The organism is Pseudomonas sp. Z3-6 (assembly GCF_051131985.1).
Classification (GTDB): Bacteria; Pseudomonadota; Gammaproteobacteria; order Pseudomonadales; family Pseudomonadaceae; genus Aquipseudomonas; species Aquipseudomonas zanjanensis.
The window spans coordinates 5,009,275-5,024,132 of record NZ_CP071644.1 but is presented as its reverse complement, the minus strand read 5'-3'; the positions used below and the strand labels follow the sequence as shown (position 1 = coordinate 5,024,132).

General features: G+C 60.5%; 16 protein-coding genes. 9 read left to right on the top strand and 7 right to left on the bottom strand.

Annotated features, from left to right (window positions below; all coding sequences use genetic code 11):
- Positions 1-41: 41 nt before the first annotated feature.
- Positions 42-542 carry a universal stress protein gene (locus J3P88_RS21680; protein ID WP_186705358.1) on the top strand — a complete coding sequence of 167 codons (501 nt, stop codon included), beginning with the start codon at positions 42-44 and terminating at the stop codon, positions 540-542.
- 110 nt (positions 543-652) lie between these two features.
- Positions 653-1,627 carry an HTH-type transcriptional regulator CysB gene (gene cysB, locus J3P88_RS21675; protein ID WP_003199376.1) on the top strand — a complete coding sequence of 325 codons (975 nt, stop codon included), beginning with the start codon at positions 653-655 and terminating at the stop codon, positions 1,625-1,627.
- Positions 1,628-1,634: 7 nt separating this feature from the next.
- Here cysB and J3P88_RS21670 read toward each other — a convergent pair whose 3' ends face one another.
- Together J3P88_RS21670 and J3P88_RS21665 are read right to left on the bottom strand one after the other, a co-directional pair.
- Positions 1,635-2,117 (bottom strand): GreA/GreB family elongation factor, encoded by a 483-nt coding sequence (locus tag J3P88_RS21670; protein ID WP_122568548.1) that lies wholly within the window; start codon positions 2,115-2,117, stop codon positions 1,635-1,637.
- Between the two features lies 1 nt (position 2,118).
- The gene (locus J3P88_RS21665) at positions 2,119-2,505 is read right to left on the bottom strand and encodes a hypothetical protein (RefSeq protein WP_434571549.1); all 387 of its coding nucleotides are present in this window, start codon (positions 2,503-2,505) and stop codon (positions 2,119-2,121) included.
- Positions 2,506-2,626: 121 nt separating this feature from the next.
- Here J3P88_RS21665 and earP point away from each other — a divergent pair, with 121 nt between their 5' ends.
- Together earP and J3P88_RS21655 are read left to right on the top strand one after the other, a co-directional pair.
- Entirely contained in the window at positions 2,627-3,760 is a 1,134-nt protein-coding gene (earP, locus tag J3P88_RS21660; protein WP_434571547.1) for an elongation factor P maturation arginine rhamnosyltransferase EarP, read from the top strand.
- Positions 3,761-3,808: 48 nt separating this feature from the next.
- Positions 3,809-4,378 (top strand): elongation factor P, encoded by a 570-nt coding sequence (locus J3P88_RS21655; protein ID WP_003199385.1) that lies wholly within the window; start codon positions 3,809-3,811, stop codon positions 4,376-4,378.
- Between the two features lie 236 nt (positions 4,379-4,614).
- Here the strand turns inward: J3P88_RS21655 and J3P88_RS21650 are convergent, their stop codons facing one another.
- The 3 genes from J3P88_RS21650 to J3P88_RS21640 all read right to left on the bottom strand — a co-directional run bounded on the left by J3P88_RS21650 (position 4,615) and on the right by J3P88_RS21640 (position 6,926).
- Positions 4,615-5,628, bottom strand: a complete 1,014-nt coding sequence (locus tag J3P88_RS21650; RefSeq protein WP_434571544.1) for an alpha/beta hydrolase — start codon at positions 5,626-5,628, stop codon at positions 4,615-4,617.
- Between the two features lie 35 nt (positions 5,629-5,663).
- Positions 5,664-6,083 (bottom strand): organic hydroperoxide resistance protein, encoded by a 420-nt coding sequence (locus J3P88_RS21645; protein WP_186728124.1) that lies wholly within the window; start codon positions 6,081-6,083, stop codon positions 5,664-5,666.
- Positions 6,084-6,464: 381 nt separating this feature from the next.
- On the bottom strand, positions 6,465-6,926 hold the full coding sequence (locus J3P88_RS21640) for a MarR family winged helix-turn-helix transcriptional regulator (RefSeq protein WP_186728125.1): 462 nt from the start codon (positions 6,924-6,926) through the stop codon (positions 6,465-6,467).
- Positions 6,927-7,072: 146 nt separating this feature from the next.
- Here J3P88_RS21640 and J3P88_RS21635 point away from each other — a divergent pair, with 146 nt between their 5' ends.
- Positions 7,073-7,822 carry a sulfite exporter TauE/SafE family protein gene (locus tag J3P88_RS21635; protein ID WP_186705351.1) on the top strand — a complete coding sequence of 250 codons (750 nt, stop codon included), beginning with the start codon at positions 7,073-7,075 and terminating at the stop codon, positions 7,820-7,822.
- Here J3P88_RS21635 and J3P88_RS21630 read toward each other — a convergent pair.
- Positions 7,812-8,666, bottom strand: coding sequence for a LysR substrate-binding domain-containing protein (locus tag J3P88_RS21630; protein WP_027912697.1), 855 nt, complete (start codon positions 8,664-8,666; stop codon positions 7,812-7,814). The two genes, J3P88_RS21635 and J3P88_RS21630, sit on opposite strands and share 11 nt — an antisense overlap.
- A 97-nt stretch (positions 8,667-8,763) precedes the next feature.
- Between J3P88_RS21630 and J3P88_RS21625 the strand changes: the two genes are divergently transcribed.
- Both J3P88_RS21625 and J3P88_RS21620 read left to right on the top strand, forming a co-directional pair.
- On the top strand, positions 8,764-8,982 hold the full coding sequence (locus tag J3P88_RS21625; RefSeq protein ID WP_039588913.1) for a DUF1127 domain-containing protein: 219 nt from the start codon (positions 8,764-8,766) through the stop codon (positions 8,980-8,982).
- A gap of 64 nt (positions 8,983-9,046) precedes the next feature.
- Complete coding sequence (locus tag J3P88_RS21620; protein ID WP_434571541.1) at positions 9,047-10,276, top strand: winged helix-turn-helix domain-containing protein; 1,230 nt, start codon at positions 9,047-9,049, stop codon at positions 10,274-10,276.
- 134 nt (positions 10,277-10,410) lie between these two features.
- Here J3P88_RS21620 and J3P88_RS21615 read toward each other — a convergent pair whose 3' ends face one another.
- Positions 10,411-11,757 (bottom strand): class II 3-deoxy-7-phosphoheptulonate synthase, encoded by a 1,347-nt coding sequence (locus tag J3P88_RS21615; RefSeq protein ID WP_053183144.1) that lies wholly within the window; start codon positions 11,755-11,757, stop codon positions 10,411-10,413.
- A gap of 143 nt (positions 11,758-11,900) precedes the next feature.
- Between J3P88_RS21615 and J3P88_RS21610 the strand changes: the two genes are divergently transcribed.
- Entirely contained in the window at positions 11,901-12,656 is a 756-nt protein-coding gene (locus J3P88_RS21610) for a spermidine synthase (RefSeq protein WP_434571539.1), read from the top strand.
- A gap of 489 nt (positions 12,657-13,145) precedes the next feature.
- On the top strand, positions 13,146-14,819 hold the full coding sequence (locus tag J3P88_RS21605; RefSeq protein ID WP_014337279.1) for a DEAD/DEAH box helicase: 1,674 nt from the start codon (positions 13,146-13,148) through the stop codon (positions 14,817-14,819).
- The last annotated feature ends 39 nt before the right edge of the window (positions 14,820-14,858 follow it).

The window sequence follows — 14,858 nt, the reverse complement described above, 5'->3', positions numbered from 1 at the left end:
GCTGAATCAATCTCCGCCATTCTGGCACTCGAGGAGGTCACATGATTCGTTCGATGCTGTACGCCACAGACTTGGGTCTCTACGCCCCTTATGTGATGCAGCATGCCTTGGCGTTGGCACGGACGTTTGAAGCCGAGTTGTATGTGGTGCATGCGGTAGAACCGATGGGGCTATTCGCCGAATCGGTGTTGCAAAGCTATCTCGACGAGCAAGCGCTGAACGAATTCCATCGCCAAGGTCTGAGTACGGTGATGGCCAATATCGAACAGCGGGTGCTCGACAATTTCCGCGAGGAATTGGGGGACGGGCAACAGGACTTGAAACTGATCAAATCGGTCAGGGTGTACCAGGGCGATCCTTCCCAGGTCATCCTGGAGCAGGCTGCGAAACTCTCCGTGGATTTGTTGATCGTGGGCAGTCATTGCCAAGGAGCGAGCGGTGAAACCCCCTTGGGCAGGACCGCTGCGCGGGTATTGCAGTTATCCCGGGTGCCGGTCTACCTGGTCCCGCTGGTGCAGCGCCGACGCCAGGGCGAGGCCTGAGGCTAAATGATGGCGTTTTATAAAAAGTTCTAGATTTATTGTCGTGACCTTCCATATAGTTATATACCGTCGCTGATGCCCGTGGCGTCCAACTGCTTTGAGGGATACATATGAAGCTTCAACAATTGCGCTACATCTGGGAAGTGGCGCACCACGACCTCAACGTTTCCGCTACTGCCCAAAGCCTCTACACGTCGCAACCCGGCATCAGCAAGCAGATCCGCCTGTTGGAAGATGAACTGGGCGTCGAAGTCTTCGCCCGCAGCGGCAAGCACTTGACCCGCGTGACCCCGGCGGGTGAGCGCATCATCACCACGGCCGGCGAGATCCTGCGCAAGGTCGAGAGCATCAAGCAGATCGCCCAGGAATTCTCCAACGAGAAAAAAGGCACCCTCTCGATCGCCACCACCCACACCCAGGCTCGTTATGCGCTGCCGCCGGTGATCAGCAATTTCATCAAGCAATACCCCGACGTGGCGCTGCACATGCACCAGGGATCGCCGATGCAGATCGCCGAGATGGCGGCCGACGGCACGGTGGATTTCGCCATTGCCACCGAGGCCCTGGAGCTGTTCGGTGACCTGGTGATGATGCCGTGCTACCGCTGGAACCGCTGCGTGGTCGTGCCCCAGGGCCATCCGTTGACCAAGCTGCCCAAGCTCACCCTCGAAGCCCTGGCCGAATACCCGATCGTGACCTATGTATTCGGTTTCACCGGTCGTTCCAAACTCGACGAAGCCTTCAGCCACCGTGGCCTGACGCCGAAAGTGGTGTTCACCGCCGCCGACGCCGACGTGATCAAGACTTACGTTCGCCTGGGCCTGGGCGTGGGCATCGTCGCGAAGATGGCCGTCGATACCAAGCTCGACAGTGACCTGGTGGTGTTGGATGCCAGCGAATTGTTCGAATCCAGCGTGACCAAGATCGGTTTCCGTCGTGGCACGTTCCTGCGCGGTTTCATGTGTGATTTCATCGAGAAATTCGCGCCGCACCTGACCCGTGAAGTCATGGCCAAGGCCATCCAGTGCCACAACAAGCAGGAACTCGAAGAGTTGTTCGACGGTGTCGAGCTGCCGGTGCACTAAGGCCCTTCTAGATCGCCTCGGTGACTGCGAACTGTTGCCGGGCGCCCGCTACGACGATTTCCACCTCATCCCCTTCGAACTTGCCCAAAAGGCCGCGGCCCAGCGGTGAGCGAGGGGTGATGACGGTGATCGGCTGGCCCACCAGCGAAACCTTCAAACCCGCCGCATCCGGCCCCAAAAAGAGCCATTGCTGGCGGCCGTCCTCATCTTCCAGGCCGATCAACGTGCCGACCTGAATGCCGCGCTGTTCGTCGTAAGGCCTTAACGCCAGGTTCTGGCAGAGGGTGAGGGCCTGGCGGATTTCTTCCACGCGCCTGGCTTGTCCGGCGGCGAGGTAGGACGCCTCCAGGCCCAGGGTGTCGTATTTGTTCTCGGCGATGTTTTCTTCGTGGGTCGCGGTTTCGTAGGCGGTTTGCGCGGCGCGTTCGGCGATGTCGAGATCAATCTTGAGCTTGTCGAGAATCAACTGGTGGACGGTCTGTTTGTTCATATCATTCGCAGAATTGCAGGACGTTGGCGCGGCTTTTTTCACTGGGCGCATTCTGGTCCTGCTGCAACCAGAACTGGCACTTGGGGTTGGACAGGTTGCGCGGATTGCTCCTGGCCTGATCGAGCGCCTGGCGCTGCTCGTTCCTTTGCAGGTTCTGCTGGTACTGCTCGAACATGGGGGCGGGCGGTTCCGGGGCCGGTTGCACCGCCGGCGGTTGCGCCAATTGATGGACGGCGGCGGCCACGGGCGCCAGTTGTTCGTCGAACAGGAACTTTGACAGCAGCCAGCCGGTCAGGACGATGGCGAGAAACCCCAACCATAGGCCCAGGGCAATACTGACCGTCAATTTCAAAGCGCTGAGACGTGGGGCTGGGGAGTGATCGGGCATGGCTGCTTCCTGGCAGGGGCATGGGCAGGCGGTGATTGTCGCATGAAGATTAATCGCCGTCGGCTCTTCTGCGCGATCGGTTTATTCGGGACAATCAGGCCTTTGTCACAGGGAGTCGAGAATGGCTGTGCGCTGGGATATTTTTTGCACCGTCGTCGATAACTATGGCGACATCGGTGTCACTTGGCGCCTGGCTCGGCAACTGGTGGCCGAGCACCAATGCGCGGTGCGGCTCTGGGTTGACGATCTACGCGCCTTCGAACGGCTGTGTCCGGAAATCGATATCACCCTGTCCGAGCAATGGCAGCAGGGCGTACAAGTGCGCCACTGGCCTGCGGACTGGCCGGCTACCGAGGCCGCCGAGGTGGTGATCGCCGCGTTTGCCTGCCAGCTGCCGAGTGCCTACATGGAGGCGATGGCCGAGCGCCCGACCGCGCCCTTGTGGATGAACCTCGATTATCTGAGCGCCGAGGACTGGGTGATCGGATGCCACGGCTTGCCGTCGGTCAAGTACAAACACGTGCAGAAATACTTCTTTTTTCCGGGCTTTCGGGAGGGAACAGGTGGCTTGCTGCGTGAGGCCGGTTTGCTGGAGCGTCGTCGGCAATTCCAGCAGGATGCCAAGGCACAACGTATTTTCCTCCAGGGATTGGGCGTCGAGCGGGCGCCGGAGACGTGCCTGATCTCGCTGTTTGCTTATGAAAACGCAGGTTTGGCGAGCTGGTTTGACGCAATGGCAACCGATGCCCAGGCGTTCCATGTGCTGGTTCCCGAAGGTCGGGTGTTGGGCGATGTCGAGCGTTGGCTCGCTGTCGAAGGCCTGAAGGCCGGTGCGCTGCATCGACGCGGCGCGCTGACGGTGCAGGTGCTGCCATTCGTCCGCCAGGATCAGTACGACCACTTGCTGTGGTGCTGTGATTTCAATGCCGTGCGCGGCGAAGACTCCTTCGTGCGCGCCCAATGGGCCGGCCGTCCGCTGCTCTGGCATATCTACCAGCAGGAAGAGGACGTCCACCTGGAAAAACTCGAGGCGTTTCTCACCCTCTACAATCAGGGGCTTTCGCCAGCCGCGCAAAAAGCGACCGGTGGTCTGTGGCGGGCCTGGAATGCTGGCCAGGACATGGCCGAACATTGGAAAGCCAGCCGCGAACAGCAGCCGGAACTGCTCGAACACGCCCAGGCGTGGTGTCTGGAACAGGCCTCGCGACCCGATCTTGCCGCAGCGCTGGTGCAGTTTTATGTAAATTGGATATGATACGCGGCCTAGATTTTTGTAAATCCCATCCAAATTCGGATATTCGCAATGAAAACTGGTAAAGAACTGAAACCCGGGACCGTGATCCGTCTCGAAAACGATCCTTGGCTGGTTCAGAAAGCTGAGTTCACCAAGTCGGGTCGTAACAGCGCGATCATGAAGACCAAGCTGAAGAACCTGCTGACCGGTTACAAGACCGAGATCGTCTACAGCGCCGACGACAAACTGGACGATGTGATCCTCGACCGCAAAGAAGCGACCCTGTCCTTCATCAGCGGCGACACCTACACGTTCATGGACACCACTGACTACACCATGTACGAGCTGAACGCCGAAGACATCGAAAGCGTTCTGCCGTTCATCGAAGAAGGCATGACCGACGTCTGCGAAGCCGTGTTCTTCGAAGAGCGCCTGGTTTCCGTAGAGCTGCCGACCACCATCGTGCGTCAGGTTGACTACACCGAAGGCTCCGCTCGCGGTGACACGTCCGGCAAGGTGATGAAGCCTGCCAAACTGAAGAACGGCACCGAGCTGTCGGTTGCTGACTTCATCGAAATCGGCGACATGATCGAGATCGATACCCGCGAAGGCGGTTCCTACAAAGGCCGCGCTAAATAAGCGAAGCCTTCTGTATAAAAAAGCCCGACCATTGAGTCGGGCTTTTTCATTTCAGGACCAGATTCCCGTGGCGAGGGAGCTTGCTCCCGCTGGGCTGCGCAGCAGCCCCAACCCAGGCAACCCGGTCATTCAGTCATACCGCATTGACCCGATGACGACTGCTACGCAGCCGAGCGGGAGCAAGCTCCCTCGCCACAAAAGCTTCGGCGTGCAGTCACTTCAGCTTCGGCGTGCAATCACTTCAAGTGTTGCTTGAGCTCTTGCGACACCTGCAACATCGCCGAACGCACCGCAGGCACCTGGCTGACGACGTTGAGCAAGCCATAGTCGTGGATCATGCCGTTGTAACGTACAGCTGTGACCGGGACCCCCGCCGCGTCCAGTTTGCGGGCATAGGCTTCGCCTTCATCGCGCAAGACATCCGCTTCGGCAGTCTGTACCAGCGCGGGCGGCAGGCCCTTGAGTTGCGCGGTGGTTGCCCGCAATGGCGAGGCATAGATCTCGCCGCGTTGCCCGGCATCGGTGGTGTAGTTGTCCCAGAACCACTTCATCATGTTTTTGCTGAGGAAGTGCCCTTCGGCGAACTGGTTGTAGGACGCCGTCTCGAAGCTGGCATCGGTCACCGGCCACAGCAATGCCTGGAAGCGGATCGCCGGGGTGCCCTTGTCCTTGGCCATCAGCGCCACGACCGCGGCCATGTTGCCACCCACGCTATTACCCGCTACCGCTAGGCGCTTGCCATCGACATTGATCTCTTTGCCATGCTCGGCGACCCACTTCGTCGCCGCATAGGCCTGGTTGATCGCCACCGGATAATGCGCCTCGGGTGAAGGCGTGTAGTTGACGAATATCGCGACAGCACCCGAACCCGCCACCAGATCCCGAACCAGTCGTTCATGGGTCGGGAAATCGCCCAATACCCAGCCACCACCATGGAAGAACATGAACACGGGCAACTCACCCTTGACCCCGGCTGGGCGAACGATGGTCAGGCTGATCGATTGGCCGTCGACCTTGATGATCTTCTCGCTGACATCGGCTTTGGGCAGCGTCAACTTCACACCTGCCTGGGCGCCGACCAGTACGGCACGTGCATCCTTGGGCGACAGCTGCTCCAAGGGTTTGCCGGTGCCGGCATTCAGAGCGTCGAGGAACGCCTGGGTGTTGTGTTCGACGATGCCGTCGGCGAAGGCGCTGCTGACGCTGAGGGCGAGAAGAGTACCGGTCAAGACTTTGCTGAGCGTGTTCATGTGTATCTCCTTAAGTTCGGGTCCAAGGACTGTGGTCAGACGGCGACATGCAGGCGCACATCGACGTTGCCGCGGGTGGCGTTGGAGTACGGGCAGACTTGGTGAGCCGCGTCCACCAGGCTTTGTGCGTCGGCTTGGTCCAGGCCCGGCAGGCTGATGTGCAGGTCGATGTCGAGGCCGAAACCGCCGGGGATCTGGCCAATGCCGACATGGGCGGTGATCGAGGCGTCGTCCGGGATCTTGCGTTTGCTTTGGCCAGCCACGAATTTCAAGGCGCCGATGAAGCAGGCCGAATAGCCGGCGGCGAACAGCTGCTCAGGGTTGGTAGCCGCACCGCCTGCACCGCCGAGTTCCTTGGGTGTAGCGAGTTTGACATCGAGGATGTTGTCGCTGGAGATCGCACGACCGTCACGGCCGCCAGTGGAAGTTGCGATTGCGGTGTAGAGAGTTTGCATGATGATCGCCTCGTTTCTGGGTAGGATATTTGCGCTAAATGTTTGCGCGCTAAGTAGGTGTGGATAGAATGTATAGCGCTAATATTTTGTGCGCAAGATAAATTTTCGAGGCGAGATGGAATTGGCGATCTGAAAAAGCCTGAAAGCCTTTAGCTAGAGCGGTTATTGAGCGTATAAAATTTTTTAGGAGGGCAGGGTAGACAGGGTTGGCGCTATCGCGAGCAGGCTCGCTCCCACAGTGGTTCTGTGTCGGACATGAATTTTGTGTTCACCGCAGATCCAGTGTGGGAGCGAGCCTGCTCGCGATAGCGGTGGATCAGTTGGTAGGGGTCTTGGATGTACCGGCGCCTTCGCGAGCAAGCCCGCTCCCACAGATGGGAGTCAGAGGCTGTCTTGCAAATGCCCGCGCAGCTCTTGCAGGTCGAGTTGCAGCTTCTTCAACTGCTCCAGGGTCTGGCCGCTGGCGGCGAGGATGCATTGGGGGATGTCGAGGGCTTTTTCCCGCAGGGCACGGCCCTGTTCGGTGAGTTCGACAATCACCACGCGTTCGTCCTCACGGCTGCGGGTGCGGCTCAACAGGCCTTCGGCCTCCAGGCGCTTGAGCAATGGCGTCAACGAGCCGGGGTCGGTCAGCAAGCGTGTGCTGATTTCACCGACGGTCAATCCGTCCTTTTCCCACAGCACCATCATCGCCAAGTATTGCGGGTAGGTCAGGCCCAAGGCCTGTAGCAGCGGTTTATAGACTTTGGTCATCAGCAGTGACGTGGAGTGCAGGGCGAAGCAGACCTGGTTGTCGAGCAGCAGGGCTTCGCAGGCTTCGGGGGTGTCGCGCAGGGTGTTCATGGCAAAACCTTCAAATCAATGATCGTTATGAATCTAGCGGGCAAATCTTTAATGCGCCAGATAATTCTGACGACCTGATCAGATGGCCCGTTTCCCCGCTGCCGCCGACTGCGTAGGATATGCGCCCTAAGGAAAGGGGAATCGTCTTGTTCGAATTTGTGCAGTTTTTGCTGTTTGGTGCCGTTTTGGGCACCTTGGGAGGATTGTTCGGGATCGGTGGCGGCCTGATTGCCATTCCGGTACTGGGCGTCTGGTTCGGCCTCGACCAGCAACTGGCCCAAGGTACGGCGCTGGTCATGGTGGTGCCCAACGTCATGCTTGCGTTGTGGCGCTACCACCAGCGCAATCGCATTGAGTTGCGCCATGTCCTGCCGTTGGCTTCCATGGGTTTCTGCTTTGCCTGGCTTGGCTCGATCTGGGCGGTGGGGATTGACGCGGACCGCATGCGGATCGGCTTCGTAGCGTTCCTGATCGCGCTGACACTCTACAATCTGGTCCGCATGTTCGCCGCCACTGCACCGGCATCGGCGCAGATGCGTCATGGCTGGCCATGGCTTGCCGTGTTGGGGGCCGCATCCGGCACCATGGGCGGTCTGTTCGGTGTCGGTGGGGCCGTGGTCGCCACGCCGATCCTGACCAGCATCTTTGGCACCACCCAGGTGGTTGCCCAAGGCTTGTCCCTGGCGCTGGCCTTGCCCAGTACTGGCGTGACCCTCGCCACGTATGCGTTTCACCACGAAGTGGACTGGAGCATCGGCCTGCCGCTGGCCATCGGTGGCCTGCTGAGCATCAGTTGGGGAGTGAAAGTCGCCCACGCGCTGCCGGAGCGGCTGTTGCGCGGGCTGTTCTGCGGTTTCCTGGTGCTGTGCGCGGTGCTGCTCGCCTTTAAAGTTTGAAACCTTCGACGATGTGTTCGGCCAGGCACTCGGTGATCGGCGACGGGTTGTGCAGGTTGCGGATCAGCATGATGCTGGCCTCGGGCAGTTCCGGCAGGTCTTCGGCCTCGCCGAGTACGCGCATGTCCGGGGTCAGCAGGCTTTCCAGTTGCGCCGTGATTGCCAGGCCGGCCCCCACCACCGCCATGAGTGCCGACAGGCTCGAGCTGTTGTACGCCACGCGATAATCGCGGCCCATGGCATCCAGTGCGTTGCACGCCCATTGCCGGCAGAAACAATCGCTGTTGAACATCGCCAGCGGCAGCGGTGTTTGTTCGTGGACGTTGAAGCAGGCGGCTTCGGCCCAGACAAAACGTTCCTTGCGTAGCAACTGGCCGATCTCGTCCCCCGGTTTACGGGTGACGATGGACAGGTCCAGGTCCTGGCGCAGCAGCAACTGCTTGGACGATTCGCAGTGCACTTCGATTTCGATCAAAGGGTAGAACTGGGCGAAGCGTTGCAGGATGCCCGGCAGGAAGCGCATCACGTAATCGTCCGGCGTGCCGATGCGCACCGTGCCGACCATGTGCGGTTCGCGCAGGGTATTGAACACCTCGCTGTGCAGCTTGAGGATCCGCCGGGCATAACCCAGCAGCACCTGGCCTTCGGCGGTGAGCTTGACCTGGCGCCCGTCACGCTCGAACAGTCGTCGCTGCAACACGTCTTCTTCCAGCCGCTTCATCTGCATGCTCACGGCAGACTGGGTGCGATTGACCAATTCCCCGGCCCGGGTGAAACCGCCCTGGTCGGCGATGGCGACAAAGGTGCGCAGCACTTCCGTATCGATGCTCGGGTAACTCGACAATTGATCAATCTCCGAGATGTATTGCATAAGAAACATTCGTTGGATTGATCTTAGCGTTAGCGCGAGACTTGAGCCATCCCCAACGGAGGACATCACGATGAAAGGTCAAAAAGGTTATCTACTGATAGACAAACTCTCCCACGGCTTCTCGGTCAGTGCTCTGCTGCATAAGGTTAGTCGCTGGTACGAATTGCACCACGAACGTGAGTTGCTGGCCGGCATGAGCGACGAAGCGCTCAAGGACATTGGCGTGAGTCGTGCCGACGTAGAGCAGGAAGTGGTTCGGCCATTCTGGGATGACCCAATGCACAAATGAGCCATCCTTTCCTACACAAACCCTTTATTGGTGAGGTAGGTTGCGAGCAGACAAGGAGATCTCCATGCCCGCGACTGTGTCCTTTACCCTCAAACAGGCCCGGCGTCTGGCGTTGGCCGCCCAAGGATTCGATGGGCGGTCGCCGCCAGCTTCGGTGCAACCCTCGCGCCTCAACCGCCTGATCGAACGCCTCGGCGTCCTGCAGATCGACTCCGTCAATGCGTTGGTGCGCTCGCATTACCTCCCGCTGTTCTCCCGCCTCGGTCACTACAATCGCGATTTGCTCGATCAAGCTGCCTGGAGCCAGGGCCAACGTCGCACGCTGTTCGAATACTGGGGTCATGAGGCGTCGCTATTGCCGATGTCGATGTATCCGCTGATGCGCTGGCGCATGAATCGGGCGTCGGGTGGCGAAGGGATCTACCAGCAATTGGCGCGTTTCGGCCAGGAACGCCAGGATGTCATCCGCCGCGTCCTGGCGGCGGTCCAGGAGCAGGGCGCTCTTGGCGCAGGCAGTTTGTCCACACGCCAGGAAAAGGCCGGGCCGTGGTGGGACTGGAGCGCTGAGAAGCATGCGTTGGAATGGTTGTTCGCGGCAGGCGAAGTCACGGTAGCCGGGCGGCGTGGGTTCGAGCGGCTCTATGACTTGCCCGAGCGGGTACTGCCGGCTTCGATCCTGCAGCAACCGCTGCCGGACGAAGCCCAGGCCCAGCGCGCCTTGCTGGTACATGCCGCCGAAGCCCTGGGCATCGCGACCGAGAAAGACTTGCGCGACTACTTTCGCCTCGACCCGGCCGACAGTCGCGGGCGCTTGGCCGAGTTGGAGGAGGCTGGCGAACTGCTGCGCTGCCAGGTGCAAGGCTGGAAGCAACCGGCCTGGTGCCGACCCGCGGTGAAAATCCCTCGCAAAGTTGCCGCCAGTGCCTTGCTGTCGCCGTTCGATTCGCTGGTCTGGGAGCGCGGTCGTACCGAGCGGTTGTTCGACTTTCGCTATCGGTTGGAGATCTACACACCGGTTCAAAAGCGGGTGTATGGCTATTACGTCCTGCCATTTCTGCACAACGAACGAATTGCCGCCCGGGTCGATCTGCGGGCGGAGCGGGCCTTGGGACAGTTGGCGGTGCATGCCGTGCACGAGGAGGCGCCGGGGCTGGACGAGGAAGGGATGCAGGCTCTTGCACTGAACCTGTGGCGCATGGCGCGGTGGTTGGGGCTGGAGCGGGTTCAGCTCAATTGCCGGCGGGAGGGTGGGGTGCGGTTGGCGGTGGCATTGGCACAGATTGATGGTGACTGAGCGGGCCCTTTCGCGAGCAAGCCCGCTCCCACATTGGGCCGAGTCGGTCACTGATTTTGTGAACTCAACAGTTCCTTTGTGGGAGCGGGCTTGCTCGCGAAAGCGATAAATCAAACGCTACAAAGCTGTCTGAATTACCGCCGAACCTGTTTCAATGTCTCGGCAATCAAAAACGCCAGTTCCAGCGACTGATCGGCATTCATCCGCGGGTCGCAGTGGGTGTGGTAGCGGTCTGACAGCCCGTCTTCGGTAATCGGCCGCGCGCCGCCGATGCATTCGGTGACGTTTTGCCCGGTCATTTCGATGTGAATCCCGCCGGCGTAGGTGCCTTCGGCTTCGTGAACCTGGAAGAACTGCTTCACTTCACCGAGGATCTGCGCGAAGTCCCGGGTCTTGTAGCCACTGCTGGCCTTGATGGTATTGCCGTGCATCGGGTCGGAGCTCCACAGCACCTGCTTGCCTTCACGCTGCACGGCGCGCAACAGTGGCGGCAGGTGTTCGCCAACCTTGTTGGCGCCCATCCGGGCGATCAGGTTCAGCCGGCCGGGATCGTTGTCCGGGTTGAGCACGTCAATCAGGCGGATCAGGTCGTCCGGGTCCATGCTCGGGCCGACCTTGACGCCGATCGGGTTGTTCACCCCGCGCAGGAATTCGACATGGGCGCCGTCCAACTGACGGGTACGGTCGCCGATCCACAGCATGTGGGCCGAGCAGTCGTAATAGTCGTTGGTCAGGCTGTCACGGCGCACGAAGGCTTCTTCGTAGTTGAGCAGCAGTGCTTCGTGGGCGGTGAAGAAACTGGTTTCGCGCAGTTGCGGCGAGCTGTCCATGCCGCAGGCACGCATGAATGCCAGGGTTTCGTCGATGCGGTCGGCCAAGTGGCTGTATTTTTCCGCCAGGGCTGAATTGGCGATGAAATCCAGGTTCCACTTGTGTACTTGGTGCAAATCGGCAAAGCCGCCTTGGGCGAAGGCGCGCAGCAGGTTCAAGGTGGCGGTGGACTGGTGATAGGACTGCAACAACCGCTCCGGGTCCGGGACGCGGCTTTTTTCGTCGAAACCGATGCCGTTGACGATGTCGCCGCGATAGGCCGGCAGGGTCACGCCGTCGATGGTTTCGTCGTTGGCCGAGCGCGGCTTGGCGAACTGCCCGGCCATCCGCCCGACCTTGACCACCGGGCAACCGGCGGCAAACGTCATGACGATCGCCATCTGCAGCAGCACCTTGAAGGTGTCGCGGATCTTGGCCGCCGAGAATTCGGCGAAGCTTTCGGCGCAGTCGCCGCCTTGCAGCAGGAACGCCCGGCCCTGGGTCACCTCGGCGAACTGACGGCGCAACTCCCGGGCTTCACCGGCAAACACCAGTGGCGGATAACTGGCCAGGGTCTGCTCCACCTGCAACAGGTGCGCGGCGTCGGGGTAGCGGGGTTGCTGCTGGATCGGCAGGGCGCGCCAGCTGTCAGGGCTCCAGGGTTGGCTCATCATGATCTCTAGGTGATTTACGCTCGGGCGCTCATGTTATCAGCAAATTAGTGCGTGACCTGTTCCGCTTGCTTCGCGGACAATCGCGCCTTTGCCCCCCGTATGCGCAGGCTCATGCCCGCCCGGCAACATCAGGAGATGAAATGACTGAGGAGCGCGTCGAGCAGTTGCTCGCCGAGGTGCACGACGAGTTCGGCATGATCCGCGTATTCGAAGTGGCCGATTACCGATTTCTCGAGTTTGGCGATGCCATCGAGCAGAGCTGCGTGTTCACGGCCGATCCCAGCTGGCTCGAATATGACTACACCCGCGCCATGCTCATCGGTGCGTTGTGTCACGAGCAGCCGGAAAGTGCGCTGTTCCTGGGGCTCGGCGCCGGTACGCTGACCCAGGCCTGCCTCAAGTTCCTGCCGCTGGAAGATGTCGAAGCCATCGAACTGCGCCCCGACGTGCCGCGCCTGGCCATCGAATACCTGGGGCTGGACGACGATCCGCGACTGTATATTCGCGTTGGCGATGCCTTGGAATTGCTCGAAACGGCGGAGCCGGCGGACTTGATCTTCGTCGACCTCTACACCGATGTCGGCCCAGGCGTCGGGCATTTGGCCTGGCGGTTCCTGGAAAACTGCCAGAAACGCCTCAACCCCGGCGGCTGGCTGGTGATCAACCAATGGGCTACCGACGATGGCAAGCCGTTGGGCGCGGCGCTGTTGCGTGGTTTGTACCACCGGCATTATTGGGAGCTGCCGGTGAAGGAGGGCAACGTGATCCTGATCGTGCCGGCGGACCTGGATCAGGAACTGGATATGCAAGGGCTGGTGGCCAGGGCCGAAGGGTTGGCACCGCGATTGGGCTATTCGTTGCAGTCGTTGATCAAGGCCATTCGCCCGGCGACCTGATCAGGGACGCCAGGAATTTTGTGGCCGGTGAGTTCCCCTGTGGCGAGGGAGCTTGCTCCCGCTCGGCTGCGAAGCAGACGCCTGGGTTGATCTCTGAAATTGAAGGGGGCCGCTTCGCGACCCGGCGGGAGCAAGCTCCCTCGCCACAAGGGCGGAGGCGTGTGGAGGTGAACCGTTTTAGCCGGCTGTCCCCGGGCCTGGGGCAGCGAGCCCCATAACGGGGTTTGGCAATAAAAAAAGCTCCCTTTTTGGGCGAATTCCGGTATAGTGCGCGCCGGCCTTTAGCCGGGCCGCGTCAAGGTAGCGCAATTCTCCGAAGTCAGCTTCGGTTGCATGTCCGCACAACGGATGCTTCCACGACGTTCTTTTTCCATTCATTCGTTTTCGCAAATCCCCGCCGACAAAGCAGCCAGGGCGACTCTTGAGTCTCAACACGGCATGCGCAGCTTTGGAGCATGGGTCTTTGCGGATGCACTTAGAGGCAGACCCATGACCCAGGAAACCGGCGGCTTCGCCGCTTTTAATCTCAACCCGAACATTCTTGCTGCCGTCACTGCGACCGGCTACGAAGAACCTTCGGCGATTCAGCAGCAATCGATCCCGATCATCATGGCCGGCCACGACATGATTGGCCAGGCGCAAACCGGTACGGGTAAAACCGCTGCGTTCGCCCTGCCGATCCTGCATCGCATCGATCCTGCCAAGCGCGAACCGCAAGCCCTGATCCTGGCGCCAACCCGTGAGTTGGCGCTGCAAGTAGCAACCGCTTTCGAAACCTACTCCAAGCAAATGCCTGGCGTTACCGTTGTGGCCGTTTACGGCGGCGCCCCGATGGGCCCACAACTGAAAGCCATCCGTAACGGCGCGCAAATCGTTGTCGCCACCCCGGGTCGTCTGTGCGACCACCTGCGTCGTGACGAAAAAGTCCTGGCTACCGTGAACCACCTGGTTCTCGACGAAGCCGACGAAATGCTCAAGCTGGGCTTCATGGATGACCTGGAAGTCATCTTCAAGGCCCTGCCAGCGACTCGCCAGACTGTATTGTTCTCGGCCACCTTGCCGCAATCGATCCGTGCCATTGCCGAGCGCCACCTGCGCGATCCGCAACACGTGAAGATCCAGACCAAGACCCAGACCGTCACCGCGATCGAACAGGCTCACCTGCTGGTTCACGCTGACCAGAAGACTTCCGCCGTTCTCAGCTTGCTGGAAGTGGAAGACTTCGACGCCCTGATCATGTTCGTGCGCACCAAGCAAGCGACCCTGGACCTGGCCAGCGCCCTGGAAGCCAAAGGCTACAAAGCCGCCGCGCTGAACGGTGACATTGCCCAAAACCAGCGTGAGCGCGTGATCGACTCCCTCAAGGATGGCCGCCTGGACATCGTTGTGGCGACCGACGTCGCGGCCCGTGGCCTGGACGTTCCGCGCATCACCCACGTATTCAACGTGGACATGCCGTACGATCCTGAGTCCTACGTTCACCGTATCGGCCGTACCGGCCGTGCCGGTCGCGAAGGCCGTGCGCTGCTGCTGGTCACCCCGCGTGAGCGCCGCATGCTGCAAGTGATCGAGCGTGTGACTGGCCAGAAGGTGGCTGAAGTTCGCCTGCCGGACGCCCAGGCCGTTCTCGATGCCCGCATCAAGAAACTGACCAACAGCCTGTCGCCACTGGTGGCTGACGCCGAATCGACCCACGGTGATCTGCTTGATCGCCTGACCGCCGACATCGGTTGCACCCCACGCGCCCTGGCCGCAGCACTACTGCGCAAGGCCACCAATGGCCAAGCGCTGAACCTGGCTGCAATCGAGAAGGAACGTCCGCTGGTGCCGAACAACGCACCGCGTGGCGATCGTCCTGAGCGCACCGGTGATCGTCCGGATCGTGGTGATCGCGAGCGTCGTGCACCGATCCCGCTGGCCGAAGGTCGTGCGCGCTGCCGTACTGCGCTGGGTGCCCGTGACGGCATCGCCGCCAAGAACCTGCTGGGTGCCATCCTCAACGAAGGTGGCCTGGCCCGCGAAGCGATCGGTCGCATCCAGGTGCGTGACAGCTTCAGCCTGGTAGAGCTGCCGGAAGATGGTCTGGAGAAGTTGCTGACCAAGTTGAAAGACACCCGCGTGGCTGGCAAGCAGCTCAAGCTGCGTCGCTACCGCGAAGATTGATCGGCTCTCGGGCTGATTGATCGAACATGAAAAATCCCC

Bases quoted from the DNA above. Each gene is read 5' to 3' on its own strand.
- J3P88_RS21615 (WP_053183144.1), bottom strand. From the start codon at position 11,757: ATGAGCCAACCCTGGAGCCCTGACAGCTGGCGCGCCCTGCCGATCCAG.
- earP (WP_434571547.1), top strand. From the start codon at position 2,627: ATGGCTGTGCGCTGGGATATTTTTTGCACCGTCGTCGATAACTATGGC.
- J3P88_RS21620 (WP_434571541.1), top strand. From the start codon at position 9,047: ATGCCCGCGACTGTGTCCTTTACCCTCAAACAGGCCCGGCGTCTGGCG.
- J3P88_RS21680 (WP_186705358.1), top strand. From the start codon at position 42: ATGATTCGTTCGATGCTGTACGCCACAGACTTGGGTCTCTACGCCCCT.
- J3P88_RS21610 (WP_434571539.1), top strand. From the start codon at position 11,901: ATGACTGAGGAGCGCGTCGAGCAGTTGCTCGCCGAGGTGCACGACGAG.
- J3P88_RS21650 (WP_434571544.1), bottom strand. From the start codon at position 5,628: ATGAACACGCTCAGCAAAGTCTTGACCGGTACTCTTCTCGCCCTCAGC.
- J3P88_RS21645 (WP_186728124.1), bottom strand. From the start codon at position 6,083: ATGCAAACTCTCTACACCGCAATCGCAACTTCCACTGGCGGCCGTGAC.
- J3P88_RS21605 (WP_014337279.1), top strand. From the start codon at position 13,146: ATGACCCAGGAAACCGGCGGCTTCGCCGCTTTTAATCTCAACCCGAAC.
- J3P88_RS21655 (WP_003199385.1), top strand. From the start codon at position 3,809: ATGAAAACTGGTAAAGAACTGAAACCCGGGACCGTGATCCGTCTCGAA.
- J3P88_RS21640 (WP_186728125.1), bottom strand. From the start codon at position 6,926: ATGAACACCCTGCGCGACACCCCCGAAGCCTGCGAAGCCCTGCTGCTC.
- J3P88_RS21665 (WP_434571549.1), bottom strand. From the start codon at position 2,505: ATGCCCGATCACTCCCCAGCCCCACGTCTCAGCGCTTTGAAATTGACG.
- J3P88_RS21625 (WP_039588913.1), top strand. From the start codon at position 8,764: ATGAAAGGTCAAAAAGGTTATCTACTGATAGACAAACTCTCCCACGGC.
- cysB (WP_003199376.1), top strand. From the start codon at position 653: ATGAAGCTTCAACAATTGCGCTACATCTGGGAAGTGGCGCACCACGAC.
- J3P88_RS21670 (WP_122568548.1), bottom strand. From the start codon at position 2,117: ATGAACAAACAGACCGTCCACCAGTTGATTCTCGACAAGCTCAAGATT.